This window comes from Pseudomonas wadenswilerensis (assembly GCF_900497695.1).
GTDB lineage: Bacteria > Pseudomonadota > Gammaproteobacteria > Pseudomonadales > Pseudomonadaceae > Aquipseudomonas > Aquipseudomonas wadenswilerensis.
Genome location: NZ_UIDD01000011.1, coordinates 404,106 through 423,561, shown reverse-complemented (window position 1 = coordinate 423,561; position 19,456 = coordinate 404,106). Strand labels below are relative to the sequence as shown.

Genomic DNA, 19,456 nt, shown 5'->3' with positions numbered 1-19,456 from the left:
GAAATCGGTCGTAGAGTATAAAGGCAAAAGCGCGCTTGACTGCGAGACAGACACGTCGAGCAGGTACGAAAGTAGGTCTTAGTGATCCGGTGGTTCTGTATGGAAGGGCCATCGCTCAACGGATAAAAGGTACTCCGGGGATAACAGGCTGATACCGCCCAAGAGTTCATATCGACGGCGGTGTTTGGCACCTCGATGTCGGCTCATCACATCCTGGGGCTGAAGCCGGTCCCAAGGGTATGGCTGTTCGCCATTTAAAGTGGTACGCGAGCTGGGTTTAGAACGTCGTGAGACAGTTCGGTCCCTATCTGCCGTGGACGTTTGAGATTTGAGAGGGGCTGCTCCTAGTACGAGAGGACCGGAGTGGACGAACCTCTGGTGTTCCGGTTGTCACGCCAGTGGCATTGCCGGGTAGCTATGTTCGGAAGAGATAACCGCTGAAAGCATCTAAGCGGGAAACTTGCCTCAAGATGAGATCTCACTGGAGCCTTGAGCTCCCTGAAGGGCCGTCGAAGACTACGACGTTGATAGGTTGGGTGTGTAAGCGCTGTGAGGCGTTGAGCTAACCAATACTAATTGCCCGTGAGGCTTGACCATATAACACCCAAGCAATTTGCTGCTCCTAAATAAAGAGCAGGCCAAATTGCGGTAGTGAAGACTGCAAAGCCGAGAATTTGTAACTCACAAAACATCACATACCCGATTCGCTGGAGTGTCTAACAAGACCTTCTGGCAACAGAATTTCTTGACGACCATAGAGCATTGGAACCACCTGATCCCATCCCGAACTCAGCAGTGAAACGATGCATCGCCGATGGTAGTGTGGGGTTTCCCCATGTGAGAGTAGGTCATCGTCAAGATTAAATTCCGAAACCCCTATCTGCGTACGCAGGTAGGGGTTTTGTCTTTCTGGCTGTTGCACAACACAGTCAGGCTCCCCGAGCATGATAAGGTTTCCCTCTGCCCGCACAGCCTCAAGGATGCCCAATGCCGCACGCAAACCCACTCATACCAGGTTTCATGGTGGTTCACGGCAATCGCCTGGATGAACTGCGCAGTCTGGTGGTGAGCTGGATGCGGCGTTACCCGCTGGCACCGCTGGAAAACGAAATCGCCCTGGTGCAGAGCAACGGCATCGCCCAGTGGCTGAAGCTGGCCCTAGCCGAAGATCCTGAAGACGACGATCAAGGTGGCTGTGGCATCGCCGCCGCAGTCGAGGTGCAACTACCCGGCAGTTTCATGTGGCAGCTGTACCGCAAGGTGCTGGGCCGCGAAGAAATCCCCGAGGTGTCGCTGCTCGACAAGGCGCCGCTGACCTGGCGTTTGATGCGCCTGCTGCCTGAAGTCATCGACAAACCGCACTTCGAGCCCTTGCAGCGCTTTCTCACCGACGACAGCGACCTGCGCAAGCGCTACCAGTTGGCCGAACGCCTTGCCGACCTGTTCGACCAGTATCAGGTGTATCGGGCCGACTGGCTCAAGGACTGGGCCGCCGGCCGCCATGTACTCAATACCGCCCGTGGCGAATCAAAGCCGCTGCCGGCCGCCAACTGCTGGCAGGCAGAGCTATGGCGCGCCCTGTTGCTGGATGTCGGTGAAGAGGGCATGGCCCAGAGCCGCGCCGGAGTCCATCAGCGCTTTATCGAGCGGATCAATAGCCTGCAGGAGGCGCCACCTGGCTTGCCATCCCGGGTTATTGTCTTCGGCATTTCGTCGCTGCCTGCCCAGGCGCTCGAAGCGCTCGCAGGGCTGGCTCGTTTCAGCCAGGTGCTGCTCTGCGTGCACAACCCCTGCCGGCACCACTGGGCCGACATCGTTGCCGACAAGGACCTGCTGCGCCATCAATACAAGCGCCAGCAACGCAAGCAGGGCATGCCCAGCCTGATCGATGCCGAAACCCTGCATCAACACGCACATCCGTTGCTCGCCGCCTGGGGCAAGCAAGGCCGCGACTATATCAACCTGCTCGACAGCTATGACGACCCTGGCAGCTACCGCGCAGCCTTCAGCGACGGGCGTATCGACCTGTTCAGCGACAGTGCCCCGACAACACTGCTCAATCAGTTGCAGGACGACATTCTTGAGTTGCGTCCGCTGGCCGAAACCCGTGAGCTTTGGCCTGACGTCGACCTGGCCAAAGATCGCTCGGTGCGCTTCCACATCGGCCACAGCCCGCAACGTGAAGTGGAAATCCTCCACGACCAGTTGCTCGCCCGCTTCAGTGCCGACCCGACGCTGCGCCCACGGGACATCATCGTCATGCTCCCGGACATCAATACCTATGCGCCGCACATCCGCGCGGTGTTCGGCCAACTGGACCGCAATGATCCGCGCTTCATCCCCTTCACCTTGACCGACCAGGGCCAGCGTGGCCGAGATCCGCTGCTGATTGCCCTGGAGCACTTGCTGAAGCTACCTGATAGCCGCTTCGCGGTGAGCGAGGTCCTTGACCTGCTCGATGTGCCAGCCTTGCGTGCGCGCTTCGCCATCAAGGAAAGCGACCTTCCGACCTTGCACCGCTGGATCGAAGGCGCCGGCATTCGCTGGGGCCTGAACGCCGAGCAACGCGCGGGCCTCGGCTTGCCGGCGGATCTCGAACAGAACAGCTGGCGATTTGGCTTGCGGCGCATGCTGCTGGGTTACGCCGTCGGTGTCGGCGAAGGTTGCGATGGTATCGAGCCGTTCGATGAAATCGGCGGCCTGGATGCCGCCTTGATCGGCCCGTTGGTGGCCCTGCTCGACGCCCTGGAAATCGCCCACGAGCAACTTTCCCAACCGGCAACTGCTGCCGAGTGGGGCGAGCGCCTGCATGCCTTGCTGCAAGTGTTCTTCCTCGCCGACACCGAGCATGACGACTATCTGCTGGTGCAACTGCAGACCCTGCGCGAAACCTGGTTGCAGACCTGTGAATCGGTTGGCCTGCAAGACTTGCTGCCGCTCACCGTGGTTCGCGAAGCCTGGCTGGCCGGGCTCGACCAAGGGCGCTTGTCCCAGCGTTTTCTTGCAGGTTCGGTAAATTTCTGCACCTTGATGCCCATGCGTGCGATCCCGTTCAAGGTGGTCTGCCTGCTGGGCATGAACGATGGCGACTACCCGCGTGCGCAACCGCCGCTGGACTTCGACCTGATGGGCAGCGACTACCGTCCGGGTGATCGCTCGCGCCGTGAAGACGACCGCTACCTGTTGCTCGAAGCGCTGCTTTCGGCCCGTGACCAGCTGTATGTCAGCTGGGTCGGGCGCAGCATCCGCGATAACAGCGAACGCCCGGCCTCGGTGCTGATTGGCCAGTTGCGCGACCATCTGGCTACGGGTTGGCGTCTGGCCGATGCCGAGATCGGTGGCAAGCTCAATGCAGGTGAGCAGTTGCTGCATGCCCTGACGGTGGAGCATCCGTTGCAGCCGTTCAGCGCCCGCTACTTTCACAAGGGCAGCAGCCTGTTCAGTTATGCACGGGAATGGCGGACGCTGCACCTCCCTGGCGAAGAGCAGATCAATGAGGACGAGCTGCCGCCATACAACAGCGATGAACCGCTGACGCTGAGCTTGTTGCAGGACTTTCTGCGCCATCCGGTGCGGCATTTCTTCAGTCAGCGGCTGAAGGTCTTTTTCGAGTCGGCGCAAGCGCCGCTGGCCGATGAGGAGCCCTTCGTCCTCGATGCCCTGCAGCGCTACAGCCTGAGCGAAAGCCTGCTGGCCGCAGCCCTGGCCGATCCGGATGACAGCGCCCGGGCGCTTACCACCCAGGCCCGCCGCCTGCAGGGTTACGGGCTGTTGCCACTGGCCGGCTTCGGCGAATGCCTGCAGGCCGAGTTGATCGAGCCATTGCCCGACCTGTTGCAGCGTTATCAACAGTTGCTGCAGCAATGGCCGATGCCTGTGGATAACGCCTTGCCGATCCGTTTCGAGTACCGCCAGCTCAAGCTCGAAGGCTGGTTGGGCCGGGTCTATCAGCGGGAGGATCAATCCCTGCTGAGCATCACTACCTTGCCCAACGGCATCAGCAGTGGCCGCACACTGAAATGGCACCGGCTGACGCCGACCTGGGTCATGCACCTGGCCGCCTGCGCGGTTGGTTTGCCATTGCACAGTGCAGTGGTCGCCACCGATGTCACCCTGTTGCTCGCCCCCCTGGAGCAGGCCCGCGCCGCTGAACTGCTGGGCGATCTGCTGCTGGCCCGCCAGGCGGGTATGAATGCGCCGCTCCCGGTAGCAGTCAAGACCGCCTTTGCCTGGTTGGCCCAGAGCGATGCCGACAAAGCCCTGGCTGCAGCCGCCAAGGCCTACGACGGTGATGGTCAGAACACCTTCGGCGAGCGCAGCGAAAGCACCGCGCTGGCCCGACAGTTCAGCGATTTCGCGGCACTCAGTGCCAGTGAAGAATTCGAAGGCTGGTGCGAGGCCCTGTACCGCCCGATATTCGAAGCGCCCTGGCAGACGCCGGGCAAAGAGGAGAGCGCTCGATGAGCCTTGGTGTTGCCCCAGCCCCCCTGGCACTGACCTTTCCCTTGCATGGCAGCCAGTTGATCGAGGCCAGTGCCGGTACCGGCAAGACCTTCACCATCTCGGCGTTGTACCTGCGCCTGGTGCTCGGCCATGGCGGTGAACAGGGCTTTGGCCGCGAGCTGTTGCCACCACAGATCCTGGTGGTGACCTTCACCGACGCCGCTACCAAGGAGCTGCGTGAACGCATCCGCACCCGCCTGGCAGAAGCCGCGCGCTACTTCCGTGGTGAGTTGAGCGAAGCCGATCCCTTGCTCCAGCAATTGCGCGATGACTATGAGCCGTCGCTGTGGGCGGCGTGCGCCAACCGCCTGGACGTGGCCGCACAGTGGATGGACGAAGCTGCGGTGTCGACCATCCACAGTTGGTGCCAACGCATGCTGCGCGAGCACGCCTTCGACAGCGGCAGCCTGTTTACCCAGACCCTGGAAACCGACCACAGTGACCTGCTTGGCCAGGTCATGCGCGATTACTGGCGACGCTTCTGCTACAGCATGCAGGGCGATGCGCTGGCCTGGGTTCGCGCCCATTGGGTCAGCCCCGAAGCCTTGCTGCCACGGGTCCGCGCGCTGTTCGGCCGGCAGCGCATCGAGAGCGATGAGGAAGAGCCTCAGGCGCTGATCGAAGCGGTGCTGCAGCAACGTACTGAACTGCTGCGCACGCTCAAGGCGCCCTGGGCGCAATGGTCCGGCGAGTTGCTGCAGATCTGCCGTGACGGCCTGGCCGCCAAGCAGGTTGACGGGCGCAAGATGCAGGCGCGCTACTTCGAGCCCTGGTGCGAAAAACTCAAGGCCTGGGCCGAGGACGACCAGGCGCTGGAGCTGGATCTGGGCACCGGCTTCAGCCGCTTTACCCGTGCCGGCATGACCGAAGCCTGGAAGGGCGAGCCGCCAGTCCACCCGGCACTCCAGGCGATGGAGGGTCTGCGCGACCAGCTTCAGGGCCTGCCCACGCCTGATGCCTGTCTGCTCGAGCACGCGGCTGCCTGGGTCGGCGCCCGCTTTGAACAGGAAAAACGCCGCCGCGCCGAGATGGGCTTCGACGACATGCTCCTGCGTCTCGACCACGCGTTGCACGGTGATGCCGGCGAGCGCCTCGCCGGGCTGATCCGTGAACAGTTCCCGGTGGCCCTGATCGACGAGTTCCAGGACACCGACCCGGTGCAGTACCGGATCTTCCAGCGAATCTACCGGATTGAAGAGAACGCACGCGATACCGGCCTGTTCCTGATTGGCGACCCCAAGCAGGCAATCTATGCCTTCCGCGGCGCCGACATCTTCACCTACCTGGGGGCGCGGCGGGCCACGGCCGGGCGCCTGCACAGCCTCGATACCAACTACCGTTCGAGCCAGGCCATGGTCACGGCGGTCAACCATGTGTTCATGCAGGCCGAAGTGCGCGAGCAGGGCCGTGGCGCCTTCCTGTTCCGCGACGGCAGCAACAACCCGGTGCCGTTTCTCGAGGTCAAGGCCAAGGGCCGCAGCGAGCAGCTGCAGGTCGATGGCTCGCCGGTACCCGCACTCAACCTCTGGCAACTGAGCAGTGAAGAGCCGGTATCCGGCGCTGTTTATCGTCAGCAACTGGCCGCCAGCTGTGCCAGCCAGATCGTTGCCTTGCTCAATGGCGGGCAGCAGGGTCGCAGTGGTTTCGTGCAGTCCGATCGGTCGCTGCGCGGCTGCCTGCCTTCGGATATCGCCATTCTGGTGCGCGATGGCCGCGAGGCGCAGTTGATTCGTGCCGAATTGGCGGCCCGCGATGTGCGCAGCGTTTACCTGTCGGACAAGGACTCGGTGTTCGCCGCCCAGGAAGCCCATGACCTGCTGGCCTGGCTCAAAGCCTGCGCCGAGCCGGATGCCGAGCGCCTGCTCAAGGCGGCGCTGGCCAGCATTACCCTCAACCTGCCGCTCAGCGCCCTGGCAAAATTGAACCAGGATGAGCGGGTGTGGGAGCGCTGGGTCATGCAGTTCCGCCAGTACCGGCTGATCTGGCGCGGCCAGGGTGTACTGCCGATGCTGCGGCGCCTGCTGCATGACTTCGATCTGCCCCAGGTATTGATGGTCCGCAGTGATGGCGAACGGGTGCTGACCAACCTGCTGCACCTGGCCGAGCTGCTGCAGCAGGCGGCTACCGAGCTGGATGGCGAGCAGGCGTTGATTCGTCACCTGGGCGAGCACCTGGCCAGTTCCGGCCAGGCCGGCGAGGAGCAGATCCTGCGCCTGGAAAGCGACGAGCAACTGGTCAAGGTGGTGACCATCCACAAGTCCAAGGGCCTGGAATATCCCTTGGTGTTCCTGCCCTTCATCTGCACCAGCAAGCCGGTGGATGGCTCGCGCTTGCCACTGGCCTGGCACGACAGCGAAGGCCAGGCGCACCTGACCCTGACCCCGGATGCCGAACAGATCGCCCGGGCCGACGATGAGCGCCTGGCCGAAGACCTGCGCCTACTCTACGTGGCCTTGACCCGCGCCCAGCATGCCTGCTGGCTCGGCGTTGCCGACCTCAAGCGCGGCGCCGGCAAGACCTCGACCCTGCATCGTTCAGCCCTGGGTTACCTGTTGGGCGGCGGCAGCGCCCTGTCAGCCTCGACCCAGCTGGGCGATTGGCTGCAGGCCTTGCAGGCCGGTTGCCCGGCCATCGCCAGCATCGAGCTGCCAGCGCCTGATGAGCAGGCCTACAGCGCCCCGCTCAACCAGGCCGAACTGCTACCTGCGCGCCAGCCCAAACGCCGGGCTGCAGAAAACTGGTGGATCGCTTCCTACAGCGCCTTGCGCATCGGCGAAGAGGCCATGACCCTGGCGGCCGACAGCTCCCAGGCGCAACAACTGCTCGATGACGAGCGCCCCGACCTGCAGCAGTTGCGTGAAGTCATGCCCGGTAGCGGCGACATTCACCGCTTCCCCCGCGGGCCGAACCCCGGCACCTTCCTCCACGGCCTGCTCGAATGGGCCGGGCATGAAGGTTTTGCCCAGGTCAGCGCCGATCCCGAGCAATTGACCCGCACCGTTGGCCAGCGCTGCAACCGCCGCGACTGGACCGGCTGGATCCCGACCCTCAGCCAGTGGTTGCAGCAATTGCTCGAGCAACCCATGGCCCTGGCGCCCGACAGTTCGCCGTTGTCCTTGAGCCAGCTACGCCAGTACCAGATCGAAATGGAATTCTGGTTTGCCAGCCACAAGGTCGATGTAGGTCGGCTCGATCAACTGGTGTGCGAATACACCCACCAGGGCGTTGCACGCCTGGCTGCGCAACCGGCGCTGCTCAATGGCATGTTCAAGGGTTTTATCGACCTGGCCTTCGAACACGATGGCCGCTATTACGTGGCGGACTACAAATCCAACTGGCTGGGGCCTGATGACCAGGCCTACAGCGAACTGGCCATGGAAGGGGCGATTCTCGGCCACCGCTACGACCTGCAATACGTGCTCTACCTGCTGGCCCTGCACCGCCAGTTGCGCGCGCGGCTGCCCGGTTATGACTACGACCAGCATGTCGGCGGGGCGCTGTTTGTCTTCTTGCGCGGTGTCGATTCGCCATCCCGCGGCCTGTATTTCGTCAAGCCCCCGCGCGAGCTGATCGAGCAGCTCGACGCCCTGTTCCGCGGTGTCAGCACCCCGCAACAACACGACCTGTTTCTCGGAGACGCACCATGAGCCGTAGCCTCGACGACCTGCTCCCTACGCCACTGGATGCCCGCCATCTGGCCGCGCTGGAGCCGCTGAGCAAAGGCGCAGACCTGCTTGCCTTGCTCGATCGTTGGGTCGAGCGTGGCTGGTTGCGTGCCCTGGACCGGGCCTTTGTGAGTTTTCTCGGTGAGCGCGACCCGGGCGGCGAACCCTTGGTGCTGCTGGCGGCGGCACTGGCCAGTCATCAGTTGGGCCACGGCCATGTCTGCCTGGATCTGGGTGAAACCCTGGCCGAGCCGGATTTCGCCCTGTCGCTGCCACCGGAAGGCGATGCCCTGGCCGGGCCGCTGCTGTTGCCGTCGCAGCTGCTTGAGCGCCTGGAGCTCGACACCTGGCTGCAGCAACTGAACCACAGTCGGCTGGTGGCCCACGGCAGCAGTGCGGAAGACAGCGCGCGCCCGTTGGTGCTCAATGGCCGGCGCCTGTATCTGCGCCGTTACTGGGCCTACGAGCGGCGTATCGACAACGCTTTGCGCGAGCGCCTGCAGCAGGTCGAGCCGACCCCGGCGGATCTTTCGGCGCGGTTGGCGCAACTGTTCGACGGCGGCGCTCCCAGCGGTCAGGTGGATTGGCAAAAGCTGGCCTGCGCCCTGGCCACCCGCAGTGCCTTTAGCATCATTACCGGCGGCCCGGGTACCGGCAAAACCACCACGGTGGTGCGTTTGCTGGCCTTGCTGCAAGCGCCCGCCGTCGAGGCTGGCCGGCCACTGCGCATCCGCCTGGCGGCACCCACCGGCAAGGCCGCAGCGCGCCTGACCGAGTCCATCGGCCAGCAGGTCGAGCGCCTGGCGGTGGCCGCCGAGGTCCGTGAGAACATTCCCACCGACGTCTCCACCGTCCACCGCCTGCTCGGCAGTCGCCCGGGCTCGCGGCATTTCCGTCACCATGCCGGTAACCCGCTGCCGCTGGATGTGCTGGTCGTCGACGAAGCCTCGATGATCGACCTGGAAATGATGGCCAACCTGCTTGGCGCCCTGCCGCCCCATGCGCGTCTGGTGCTGCTGGGCGACAAGGACCAGCTCGCTTCGGTGGAGGCCGGCGCGGTACTCGGCGACCTGTGCCGCGATGCCGAAGCCGGGCGCTACAGCCCCGAGACGCAGGCCTGGCTGGAGCAGGTCAGTGGTGAGGCCCTGGCCGGCAGCGAGCTGCTGCCGGGCAGTGCCGGGCAGTATCCCCTGGCGCAGCAAGTGGTGATGCTGCGCTATTCGCGGCGCTTCGGCGAAGGCAGCGGCATCGGCCAGCTGGCGCGCCTGGTCAACCGCCAGGACGCCGAGCAGGCGCGGGCCTTGCTCAACCAGAAACTCAACGATGTGTTCGCTCTGAGCCTGCGCGGCGAACAGGACCGCAACTTCGATCGCTTGTTGCTCGACGGCCTGGGCCGCGGCAGCGACGGGCCACAGGGCTATCGCAGCTACCTGCAGGCCCTCCGTCAGCAGCGCCCGCCGCTCGGCACGCCGGTGGATGACCCGCGCTGGGAAAGCTGGGCCATGCAGGTGCTGCGGGGCTTCGAGACCTTCCAGCTGCTGTGCGCCGTACGCAAGGGGCCCTGGGGTGTCGAGGGTCTGAATCAACGGGTCAGCCGGGTGCTCGGTGCCGCCGGGCTGATCGACAGCGAACAGCCCTGGTACGAAGGCCGCCCGGTGCTGATGACCCGCAACGACTACGGCCTGGGCCTGATGAACGGCGATATCGGCATCGCCCTGCGCCTGCCGGATGAGCAGCATGAAGGGCAGCAGGTGCTGCGCGTGGCCTTCGCCCGCAACGACGGGCACGGCGGCGTGCGTTTCGTCCTGCCGAGCCGGCTCAACGAGGTCGAAACCGTGTTCGCCATGACCGTGCACAAGTCCCAGGGCTCGGAGTTCACCCATACTGCGCTGGTGCTGCCGGATGCCTTGAACCCGGTGTTGACCAAGGAATTGATCTACACCGGTATCACCCGGGCCAAGACCTGCTTTAGTTTGATCGAGCCGCGTCAGGGTGTGTTTGAGGACGCGGTGCGGCGCAAGGTCAAACGCATCTCGGGGCTGATGCTGGAGCAGGTATAACCACGACGATTCGGCCTTTTACCGGATCGCCGGCAGGCTGCTCCCTCGCTGGAAAATCGGGCTCTGTGCTATCGTTGCGGCATCATCCTGCGTGGTTTTAAGAGATTTCCTTCATGAATGTGGCCGCCCCGATATCGGGACGTGTGACAAACCTGACGCGTTCGCTGCTGGGCGCGTTGCTGTTGCTGTTCGGCGCACAAGCCTGCGCCGAGGCACAGGCCACTTCGAACCTGGCCGAGCAGCGGGCCAAGGCAGTGACCCAGGTCGTGCTGGGTATCCTCAGTTATGCACGCTGGCCGGTTGAGCCGGTGCAACTTCGCCTGTGCCTGATCGGCCCGACCGAATACGCCGACGACCTGGTCAAGGGGACTACCCAGGCCACAGGCCGGCCGGTGCAGGTACGCCGGCTGTTGGCCGACGACCCGCGCATCGCCAGTGAATGCGATGCGATCTATATCGGCAAGCTCAGCCAGGACGAGCGCAGCCGACTGTTTACTGCGTTGAGCGGTCATCCGGTCCTGAGCATGAGCGAAGCTGACGACCCGTGTACGGTAGGCAGCCTGTTCTGCCTGCGGGTCAGTGATCGCCAGGTGGCCTTTGACGTCAACCTCGACTCGGTGGCGCGCAGCGGCGTGCGCATTCACCCCAGCGTGCTGCAGCTATCGCGGCGGCGGGCGGCGCAACCATGATCGGCTTTGGCAAGGGGCGCGAGCGCCCGACCCTGCGTGCCGTCCTCGGCCGCCGCCACCTGAGCGTCGCGCTACTGGCTGTCGGCCTTGCCGGGGTCTCCCTGACGCTGCTCGGTGTATTGGCCCTGCGCGTGTACGCCAATCACAACCTGCATCTGATTGCTCGTTCGATCAATTACACCGTTGAAGCGGCGGTGGTGTTCAACGACGCTGGCGCGGCCAACGAGGCGCTGGCGCTGATCGCCGCCGCTGAAGAGGTGGCCGACGCCAAGGTCTTTGACGACAACGGCGAACTGTTGGCCCGCTGGCAGCGCAGCGAAAGCGGCTTGCTGGCGCAGGCCGAGCAACTGATAGTCCGCAGCCTGCTGGAAGAACCAATCATCCTGCCGGTGCTGCACCAGGGCCAGCAGGTCGGGCGCATCGAGCTGGTGGGGCAGGGCGGCAGCCTGGTGCGCTTCCTGCTCAGTGGCCTGGCCGGGATCCTGCTGTGCACGGCGCTCAGCGCCTTCAGCGCGCTGTACCTGTCGCGGCGAATGTTCGGCGATATCGTCGGGCCGCTGCGCAGCCTGGCCAATGTCGCCCATGCCGCACGCCGCGAGCGCAGCTTCGACCGCCGCGTGCCGCCGGCGCAGATCGCCGAGCTCAACGAACTGGGTAACGACTTCAACGCCTTGCTCGACGAGCTGGAGTCCTGGCAGAGCCACCTGCAGAGCGAGAATGAAAGCCTTGCCCACCAGGCCAGCCACGACAGCCTCACCGGCCTGCCCAACCGGGCGTTTTTCGAGGGCCGCCTGAGCCGCACCCTGCGCAATGCGGAAAAACACCAGGAGCACCTGGCGTTGCTGTTTCTCGACAGTGACAACTTCAAGGAGGTCAACGACAGCTTTGGTCACGCGGCTGGCGATGAGGTGTTGATCAGCGTCGCGACACGGGTGCGCGCGCAGCTGCGCGAAAATGACCTGGTGGCCCGCCTGGGGGGGGACGAGTTCGCCGTGCTGCTGGCGCCGCTGCACAAGCGCGACGATGCCCTGCGCATCGCCGAGAAGATTGCCGCCAGCATGAAACTGCCGATCCGCCTGGGCGAAGGGCAGATCATCGTCACCTCGCTGAGCATCGGCATTGCCTATTTCCCCGATGACGGCCTGACGCCGTCAGACCTGCTCAATGCCGCTGATGCGGCGATGTATCAGGCCAAGCGCAATCTGCGCGGCCAGGGGCAAATGGCAGAGACGGAGCGCTCTGCCCAACACGTAAAAAACAGGAGCTGAACCGTGATTCACCTGAGCCAACGTTTACGTTTTCACTTTATCTGCCTGGCCCTGGCGCTGTTCGCCCTGGGCGGCTGCCAGAGCGTGCCGCCCAAGGGCCTGACCGCCGAACAGATTGCCCTGCTCAAGCAAGAGGGCTTCCAGCTCACCGATGAAGGCTGGGAGTTCGGCCTGTCGAGCAAAGTGCTGTTCGGCAGCGATGTCGACACCCTCAACGCCCAGAGCAGGACTATCGTCGAGCGCATCGGCAAGTCGCTGCTGTCGGTGAACATCCAGCGCGTGCGGGTCGACGGACACACCGATGCCTCGGGCAAGGCCGCCTACAACCAGCAACTGTCCAAACGTCGGGCGCAGAGCGTAGCCAATGTCCTGGTGGGCATCGGCATGCGCCCCGAGAACGTCGAAACCCGCGGCCTCGGCAGCAGCGAGCCGGTGGCCAGCAACGACACACGCGCCGGGCGCCTGGAAAACCGCCGGGTGTCGATCGTGGTCGCCTCCGACTGATCAGTCGGCAAAGCTCATCGTGCGCGACTCGCCCATCAGCAGCGGGGTGTTGCGCTCGGTGACTTCGCGGATGTAATCCCACAACAGGGTAATCCGCTTCAACTTCCTCAAGTCCTCGCGGCAGTACATCCAGAACTGCCGGGTAATCGCCACTTCCTCGGGCAAAATCGCCACCAGGCGCGGGTCCTGCGCGGCCAGAAAACACGGCAGTATCGCCAGGCCACGACCCTGCTGGGCCGCCACGTACTGGGCGATCACGCTGGTGCTGCGCAGGTTGGCGCTGGCGGCCGGGATCAGGTTGGCCAGGTAAAGGAGCTCGGAGCTGAAGGCCAGGTCGTCGACATAGCTGATGAACTGATGCCGGGCCAGGTCGCTGCTGCGGGTGATCGGCTCGTGGCTGTCCAGGTACTCCTGGGTGGCGTACAGGCGCAGGCGGTAGTCGCACAGCTTGCAGCACACGTAAGGCCCGTGCTCCGGGCGCTCCAGGGCGATGACGATGTCGGCCTCGCGCTTGGACAGGCTGATGAAGTGCGGCAGCGGCAGGATGTCCACCGAGATCGCCGGGTAGGCGTCGACGAAATGGCTCAGCTGCGGGGTGACGAAGAAGCTGCCGAAGCCTTCGGTGCAGCCCATGCGCACATGCCCCGACAGCGCCACGCCGGAACCGGAGACCTGCTCGCAGGCCATGTGCAGGGTGCTTTCGATCGACTCGGCATAACTGAGCAGGCGCTGGCCTTCGGCAGTCAGGACAAAGCCGTTGGTCCGCGATTTTTCGAACAGCAAGGTGCCCAGCGCCACTTCCAGCGAACTGATCCGCCGCGACACCGTGGTGTAGTCGACGCCCAGGCGTTTGGCTGCGCTGCTGGCCTTGCGGGTGCGCGCCACTTCAAGAAAGAACTTCAGGTCATCCCAGTTCAACGACCCCAGGGAGGTGATGTTTTTTTGCATGTTGGTCCGGCTTTTATGTGCGTTCTTATTAGATGTTTGCACATCTATACTCCAAAAAAGCCCTGGACCCAAGCGCCCGCCGTGGCTGATCCGGTGGCGTCGATCTCTCCCTAACAACAATTTCAGGAGAACGCACATGAACGCATCCCTCACCCCCGGCCAGACCAAGGTCGAGCAGGTCAAGCTGCTGATCGACGGCCAATGGGTCGAATCGAAAACCAGCGAATGGCGCGACGTGGTCAACCCGGCCACCCAGCAAGTGCTGGCCCGCGTACCCTTCGCCACCGCCGAAGAAGTCGACGCCGCCATCGCCGCCGGCCAGCGTGCGTTCAAGACCTGGCGCGACACCCCGATCGGCGCGCGCATGCGCATCATGCTCAAGCTGCAGGCGCTGATTCGTGAACACTCCAAGCGCATCGCCGTGGTCCTCAGTGCCGAACAGGGCAAGACCATTGCCGACGCTGAAGGCGATATCTTCCGCGGCCTGGAAGTGGTCGAGCATACCTGCAGCATCGGCAGCCTGCAGATGGGCGAGTTCGCCGAGAACGTTGCCGGCGGCGTCGATACCTACACCCTGCGCCAGCCGATCGGCGTCTGCGCCGGGATCACCCCGTTCAACTTCCCGGCGATGATCCCGCTGTGGATGTTCCCGATGGCCATCGTCTGCGGCAACACCTTCGTACTCAAGCCATCCGAGCAGGACCCGCTGTCGACCATGATGCTGGTGGAGCTGGCCATCGAAGCCGGTGTGCCGGCCGGCGTGCTCAACGTCGTCCATGGTGGCAAGCAGGTGGTCGATGCGCTGTGCACCCACAGCGACATCAAGGCGATCTCCTTCGTCGGCTCCACTGAGGTCGGCACTCACGTGTACAACCTGGCTGGTCAGCACGGCAAGCGCGTGCAGTCGATGATGGGCGCGAAGAACCACGCCGTGGTGCTGCCGGACGCCAACCGTACGCAAACCCTCAATGCCCTGGTCGGTGCCGGTTTCGGCGCGGCCGGTCAGCGCTGCATGGCCACCTCGGTCGCGGTGCTGGTGGGCAAGGCCCGCGAGTGGCTGCCGGAGCTCAAAGAGCTGGCCGCCAACCTCAAGGTCAACGCCGGCAGCGAGCCGGGTACCGATGTCGGCCCGCTGATTTCAAAGCGCGCCAAGGAGCGAGTGCTGGGACTGATCGAAAGCGGCATCAAGGAAGGCGCCAAGCTTGAGCTCGATGGCCGCGAAGTCAGTGTGCCGGGCTACGAGCAAGGCAATTTCGTTGGCCCGACCCTGTTCTCCGGGGTGACCACCGACATGCAGATCTACACCCAGGAAATCTTCGGCCCGGTGCTGGTGGTGCTGGAAGTCGACACCCTCGACGAAGCTATCGCCCTGGTCAACCGCAACCCCTTCGGCAACGGCACCGGCTTGTTCACCCAGAGCGGTGCGGCGGCGCGCAAGTTCCAGAACGAAATCGACGTTGGCCAGGTCGGCATCAACATTCCGATTCCTGTACCGGTACCGTTCTTCAGCTTCACAGGCTCGCGCGGCTCCAAACTCGGCGACCTCGGCCCGTACGGCAAACAGGTGGTGCAGTTCTACACTCAGACCAAGACCGTCACCAGCCGCTGGTTCGATGATGACAGCGTCAACGATGGCGTGAACACCACCATCAGCCTGCGCTAAGGAGTTCATCATGCGTATCGCATTCATCGGCCTGGGCAACATGGGCGCGCCCATGGCCCGCAACCTGATCAAGGCCGGGCATCAGCTGAACCTGTTCGACCTGAACAAGACCGTGCTGGCTGAACTTGCCGAGCTCGGTGGGCAGATCAGCAGCTCGCCGCGCGACGCCGCGCAGCAGAGCGAGCTGGTGATCACCATGCTGCCAGCTGCTGCCCACGTGCGCGGTGTGTACCTCAACGAAGACGGTGTGCTGGCCGGTGTCAAGGCCGGTACCCCGGTGGTTGACTGCAGCACCATCGACCCGCAGACGGCCCGCGATGTAGCGGCTGCTGCGGCCAAACAGGGCGTCGACCTGGCCGATGCACCGGTGTCCGGTGGTACCGGTGGCGCTGCGGCCGGCACCCTGACCTTCATGGTTGGTGCCAGCGACGCGCTGTTCGCCACCCTGCAACCGGTGCTGGCGCAGATGGGCCGCAACATCGTCCACTGCGGCGATGTCGGCACCGGGCAAATTGCCAAGATCTGCAACAACCTGCTGCTGGGCATCTCGATGATCGGCGTGTCCGAAGCCATGGCCCTGGGCAATGCGCTGGGGATCGACATCAAGGTATTGGCCGGGATCATCAACAGCTCAACCGGCCGCTGCTGGAGTTCGGACACCTACAACCCGTGGCCGGGCATTATCGAGACGGCCCCGGCATCGCGTGGCTATACCGGTGGCTTTGGTGCCGAGCTGATGCTCAAGGACCTGGGGCTGGCGACAGAAGCCGCACGTCAGGCGCACCAGCCGGTGATTCTCGGCGCGGTGGCCCAGCAGCTGTACCAGGCCATGAGTTTGCGCGGCGAGGGTGGCAAGGATTTCTCGGCGATTGTCGAAGGTTATCGCAAGCCCGAGTAAAAAGAGCATCGCCAGCAAGGCTGGCTCCCACAGGTACTGCGCACACATCATTCTGTGGGAGCTGGCCTTGCCAGCGATGGGCTGCCAAGGCAGCCCCGGCGGTCAGGCAAAAACGAAGTACTTGCGTACCGTCTCCACCACTTCCCAGGTGCCTTTCATCCCCGGTTCGATGACGAACACATCACCGGCTTTCAGGTGCACCGGCTGCTCACCTTCCGGGGTGATCACGCAGTAGCCGTCCAGAAAATGGCAATACTCCCACTTCTCGTAATTGACCTGGAACTTGCCCGGCGTGCAGATCCAGGTGCCCATGATCTTGCTGCCATCGGCCGACACATAGGCGTTGAGGTTGACGGTGTGCGGGTCGCCGCCGATGCGTTGCCACTTGGTCGCATCCAGCACGGGGGTAGGGCAGGTCTCGCGCAGCACGGTGATGAAATCGGACATTCCAGGCTCCAGAGGATGGCTCAAAGGTCCATCACCATAGTCGCTATCGGTGCCCGGCAAATGTCTGGTCTCGACCTTCAGGTGTCTGGGAGCGCAAATCCGTGCCTATCGATCAAGGCTGTCGCCAAAGCCGCGGATCACTTCCAGCAGCGCTTTGACCCGTTGCGGCAGCGTGCCGGCCGGGTACACCGCGTGCATTTGCGGGCTGTCGCCGTTACTGGCGGTCAGCCGGTACTCGGCGCAGACCCGCTGCAGGCGCCCAGCCTGCACCTCGGGTTCGGCCAGCCAGTCGGCCAGGCGGGCGATGCCGACACCGGCCAGGGCGGCCTGGAATACGGCAACCCCGGAGCTGAAGCGAAACCTGGGGTGCACTCGCAGGCTGACGGCCTGATCGGCGCTGCGAAACTTCCACTCCTTGAGAATCCGCGGCGCGGTATGCAGGATCAGCGCATGCGCTTCCAGTGCCTCGATCGTCTCGGGTACGCCATGCCGGTGCAGGTAAGCGGGGCTGGCATACAGCGAGCGTGAGTAGCGCCACAGGGGGTAGCCGATCAGCTCGCTGTCCTGGGCGAAGGCGCCACGAATCGAGAAATCCAGTTTGCTTTTGGCCGGGTCGATCGGCTCGTCGCTGAAGATCACATCGACGTTCACCTGCGAGTAGCGCTCGCCGTACTGTGCAATCAGACCGGGCAATACCTGCGCCAGCGATTCGGGGGCGGAAAACCGCACCCAGCCGGAAGCCAGGCCGCTGAGCCCGGTCAGCTCCTCATCGGCCTCACGTTGCAGATCGAGCATTTTGTAGGCGTAGGGCAGCAAGCGTTCACCTGCCTCGGTCAGGCTTACGGCGTTGCTCGAGCGATTGAACAGCTTGGCCCCGGCGTTTTCTTCCAGGGCCTGCACGGCGCGGGTCACAGCACTGGGCGAGCGTCCCAGGGCGCGTGCTGCGGCGACGAAGCTGCGCTTGCGGGCAACCATTGCGAAGGCTTCCAGCTCCGCGAGCATATCCAGGGCCATGTGTTACCTCGTTGCAGTTTTTGCAATATGGCATTGCAACACAAAACCCGGACGTTGGTTAACCTTGGCGCGCCCGTCCTTGACTACCAGAGCCTGAAACCATGGTCGATATCGTCGTTCTTTGTGTGTTTGCCTTTGCCGCCGGGCTGATCGATGCGGCGGTGGGTGGTGGCGGGCTGATCCAGATTCCGGCGCTGTTCAACGTGCTGCCGGCATCGCCACCGGCCGCATTGCTGGGCACCAACAAGGTTGCCTCGGCGTGCGGTACGGCGTTTGCCGCACGCTCGTTCGTGCGCAAGGTGGTGATCGACTGGGGGCTGGTGATCCCGGCGGCCTGTGCAGCCTTTGCCATGGCCTTCGTCGGCGCCGCCACGGTGTCGCTGGTGCCGCAGTCGCTGATGCGCCCGGCGGTGCTGGTGCTGATTGTGCTGATGGCGATCTACACCTTCTGGAAAAAGGACTTCGGTACCCTGCACAAGCCGATGCGCATCGGCACCCGCGAGAAGCTGCTGGCGGTCGTCATCGGTGGCGCCATCGGCTTTTACGACGGCCTGTTCGGACCCGGCACCGGCAGCTTTCTGATCTTCCTGTTCATTCGCTGCTTCGCCTTCGACTTCCTGCATGCCTCGGCGTCGGCGAAACTGGTGAACATCGCCACCAACGTCGCCGCACTGATGTTCTTCATTCCCACCGGCAACGTGCTCTACCTGATCGCCATCCCCATGGCCGCCTTCAACATCCTCGGCGCGTTGACCGGCACCTGGCTGGCGGTGCACAAGGGCGTGCCCTTTGTTCGCGCGCTGTTCCTGGTGTTGCTGCTGATCTTGATCGGCAAGCTGTCCTACGACCTGTTGGTCTGACGATCAGGCCCACCAGTAACGGACGAAGTGGAAGAACACCGGCGCGGCGAAGCATACCGAGTCCATGCGGTCGAGCATGCCGCCGTGGCCTTCGATCATATGGCCCCAGTCCTTCACGCCGCGGTCGCGCTTGATCGCCGACATCACCAGGCCGCCGGCAAAGCCCATGAGGTTGACGGTCAGGGCCATCAGCGCCGCCTGCCAGAAGCTGAACGGGGTGATCCAGCACAGGGTGGCGCCGATCAGAGTGGCCAGGGCCACGCCACCGACCAGGCCTTCGACGGTCTTTGAGGGTGACAGCTTGGGCGCCACCTTGTGCTTGCCGAACAGCTTGCCGCAGACGTACTGCAGCACATCGGAGATTTGCACCACGAGGATCAGCCAGGCAATCAGCAGCAGGTTGCGGCCTTCGTATCCGGGGATATCCAGGGTCATCAAGGCCGGTACCGAGGACAGGCAGTAGACCGCGATCATCAACCCCCACTGCACCTTCGAGGCACGCTCCAAAAAGCGCGTGGTATCGCCGCCGAAGCTGGCCAGGATCGGCAGCAGCAGGAACAGATAGACCGGGATGAAAATGCTGAACAGCCCGTACCAGTCCATGGCAATCAACAGGTACTGCACCGGCAGGGCGACGTAGAACGCCGCGACCAGTGCCGGGTAGTCGCTGCGCCGGGTTGGCGTCAGGGTGAGGAACTCACGCAGGGCGTAGAACGACACGCAGTAGAACAGCAGGATCACCCCCAGCTTGCCGAACAGAAACGCCAGGCCGATGACCAGGACCATCACCCACCAGGCGTTGATCCGCGCGTTGAGGTTGTCGATTACCGCGTGGGGCGCCGGGCCGGCGCGCCATTTGAGCAGGCGGCCGATCAGGCTGGCGAGCAACAGCAGGCCGCCAATGCCGGCGAACAGCGAAAGGGTGTTGTTGTCCATC

The 19,456-nt window shown here is 63.8% G+C and carries 13 protein-coding genes and 2 rRNA genes; 11 read left to right on the top strand and 4 right to left on the bottom strand.

The window, feature by feature from the left end; all coding sequences use genetic code 11:
* The 8 genes from CCOS864_RS24815 to yfiB all read left to right on the top strand — a co-directional run.
* Window positions 1–597, top strand: a 23S ribosomal RNA gene (locus tag CCOS864_RS24815); the annotation flags it as partial.
* Between the two features lie 147 nt (window positions 598–744).
* Window positions 745–860: ribosomal RNA gene (rrf, locus tag CCOS864_RS24810) — 5S ribosomal RNA — on the top strand.
* 127 nt (window positions 861–987) lie between these two features.
* Entirely contained in the window at window positions 988–4,464 is a 3,477-nt protein-coding gene (recC, locus tag CCOS864_RS24805) for an exodeoxyribonuclease V subunit gamma (protein WP_115088876.1), read from the top strand.
* Window positions 4,461–8,150, top strand: a complete 3,690-nt coding sequence (gene recB, locus CCOS864_RS24800; protein ID WP_115088874.1) for an exodeoxyribonuclease V subunit beta — start codon at window positions 4,461–4,463, stop codon at window positions 8,148–8,150. Before recC ends, recB begins: the two co-directional genes overlap by 4 nt.
* Complete coding sequence (recD, locus tag CCOS864_RS24795; RefSeq protein ID WP_115088872.1) at window positions 8,147–10,228, top strand: exodeoxyribonuclease V subunit alpha; 2,082 nt, start codon at window positions 8,147–8,149, stop codon at window positions 10,226–10,228. The genes recB and recD overlap by 4 nt, the downstream gene beginning before the upstream one ends.
* Window positions 10,229–10,341: 113 nt before the next feature.
* The gene (gene yfiR / locus CCOS864_RS24790; RefSeq protein WP_115088870.1) at window positions 10,342–10,917 is read left to right on the top strand and encodes a regulatory sequestration protein YfiR; all 576 of its coding nucleotides are present in this window, start codon (window positions 10,342–10,344) and stop codon (window positions 10,915–10,917) included.
* Window positions 10,914–12,185: a diguanylate cyclase DgcN/YfiN gene (gene dgcN / locus CCOS864_RS24785; RefSeq protein WP_115088869.1), complete on the top strand. Its 1,272-nt coding sequence runs from the start codon at window positions 10,914–10,916 to the stop codon at window positions 12,183–12,185. Before yfiR ends, dgcN begins: the two co-directional genes overlap by 4 nt.
* A 12-nt stretch (window positions 12,186–12,197) precedes the next feature.
* On the top strand, window positions 12,198–12,689 hold the full coding sequence (gene yfiB, locus CCOS864_RS24780) for an outer membrane lipoprotein YfiB (RefSeq protein WP_267954413.1): 492 nt from the start codon (window positions 12,198–12,200) through the stop codon (window positions 12,687–12,689).
* On the opposite strand, the gene CCOS864_RS24775 is transcribed toward yfiB, so the two are convergent.
* The gene (locus CCOS864_RS24775) at window positions 12,690–13,637 is read right to left on the bottom strand and encodes a LysR family transcriptional regulator (protein WP_115088864.1); all 948 of its coding nucleotides are present in this window, start codon (window positions 13,635–13,637) and stop codon (window positions 12,690–12,692) included.
* A 136-nt stretch (window positions 13,638–13,773) separates the two neighbouring features.
* On the opposite strand from CCOS864_RS24775, the gene CCOS864_RS24770 reads away from it, so the two are divergent.
* Both CCOS864_RS24770 and mmsB read left to right on the top strand, forming a co-directional pair.
* A complete protein-coding gene (locus CCOS864_RS24770; protein ID WP_115088863.1) occupies window positions 13,774–15,300 on the top strand; it encodes a CoA-acylating methylmalonate-semialdehyde dehydrogenase in 1,527 nt (508 codons plus the stop codon).
* A gap of 10 nt (window positions 15,301–15,310) precedes the next feature.
* Window positions 15,311–16,198, top strand: a complete 888-nt coding sequence (gene mmsB / locus CCOS864_RS24765; RefSeq protein ID WP_115088860.1) for a 3-hydroxyisobutyrate dehydrogenase — start codon at window positions 15,311–15,313, stop codon at window positions 16,196–16,198.
* Between the two features lie 102 nt (window positions 16,199–16,300).
* On the opposite strand, the gene CCOS864_RS24760 is transcribed toward mmsB, so the two are convergent.
* Both CCOS864_RS24760 and CCOS864_RS24755 read right to left on the bottom strand, forming a co-directional pair.
* Window positions 16,301–16,645 carry a cupin domain-containing protein gene (locus CCOS864_RS24760; protein ID WP_010226921.1) on the bottom strand — a complete coding sequence of 115 codons (345 nt, stop codon included), beginning with the start codon at window positions 16,643–16,645 and terminating at the stop codon, window positions 16,301–16,303.
* 105 nt (window positions 16,646–16,750) lie between these two features.
* On the bottom strand, window positions 16,751–17,659 hold the full coding sequence (locus CCOS864_RS24755) for a LysR family transcriptional regulator (protein WP_115088859.1): 909 nt from the start codon (window positions 17,657–17,659) through the stop codon (window positions 16,751–16,753).
* Window positions 17,660–17,760: 101 nt separating this feature from the next.
* Here CCOS864_RS24755 and CCOS864_RS24750 point away from each other — a divergent pair, with 101 nt between their 5' ends.
* Window positions 17,761–18,519, top strand: a complete 759-nt coding sequence (locus CCOS864_RS24750) for a sulfite exporter TauE/SafE family protein (protein WP_115088857.1) — start codon at window positions 17,761–17,763, stop codon at window positions 18,517–18,519.
* Window positions 18,520–18,522: 3 nt separating this feature from the next.
* Here CCOS864_RS24750 and CCOS864_RS24745 read toward each other — a convergent pair whose 3' ends face one another.
* The gene (locus tag CCOS864_RS24745; RefSeq protein ID WP_045195828.1) at window positions 18,523–19,455 is read right to left on the bottom strand and encodes a phosphatidate cytidylyltransferase; all 933 of its coding nucleotides are present in this window, start codon (window positions 19,453–19,455) and stop codon (window positions 18,523–18,525) included.
* Between the last annotated feature and the right edge of the window lies 1 nt (window position 19,456).

Bases quoted from the DNA above. Each gene is read 5' to 3' on its own strand.
- CCOS864_RS24775 (WP_115088864.1), bottom strand. From the start codon at position 13,637: ATGCAAAAAAACATCACCTCCCTGGGGTCGTTGAACTGGGATGACCTG.
- CCOS864_RS24760 (WP_010226921.1), bottom strand. From the start codon at position 16,645: ATGTCCGATTTCATCACCGTGCTGCGCGAGACCTGCCCTACCCCCGTG.
- dgcN (WP_115088869.1), top strand. From the start codon at position 10,914: ATGATCGGCTTTGGCAAGGGGCGCGAGCGCCCGACCCTGCGTGCCGTC.
- CCOS864_RS24750 (WP_115088857.1), top strand. From the start codon at position 17,761: ATGGTCGATATCGTCGTTCTTTGTGTGTTTGCCTTTGCCGCCGGGCTG.
- recC (WP_115088876.1), top strand. From the start codon at position 988: ATGCCGCACGCAAACCCACTCATACCAGGTTTCATGGTGGTTCACGGC.
- CCOS864_RS24745 (WP_045195828.1), bottom strand. From the start codon at position 19,455: ATGGACAACAACACCCTTTCGCTGTTCGCCGGCATTGGCGGCCTGCTG.
- yfiR (WP_115088870.1), top strand. From the start codon at position 10,342: ATGAATGTGGCCGCCCCGATATCGGGACGTGTGACAAACCTGACGCGT.
- recD (WP_115088872.1), top strand. From the start codon at position 8,147: ATGAGCCGTAGCCTCGACGACCTGCTCCCTACGCCACTGGATGCCCGC.
- CCOS864_RS24770 (WP_115088863.1), top strand. From the start codon at position 13,774: ATGAACGCATCCCTCACCCCCGGCCAGACCAAGGTCGAGCAGGTCAAG.
- CCOS864_RS24755 (WP_115088859.1), bottom strand. From the start codon at position 17,659: ATGGCCCTGGATATGCTCGCGGAGCTGGAAGCCTTCGCAATGGTTGCC.
- mmsB (WP_115088860.1), top strand. From the start codon at position 15,311: ATGCGTATCGCATTCATCGGCCTGGGCAACATGGGCGCGCCCATGGCC.
- recB (WP_115088874.1), top strand. From the start codon at position 4,461: ATGAGCCTTGGTGTTGCCCCAGCCCCCCTGGCACTGACCTTTCCCTTG.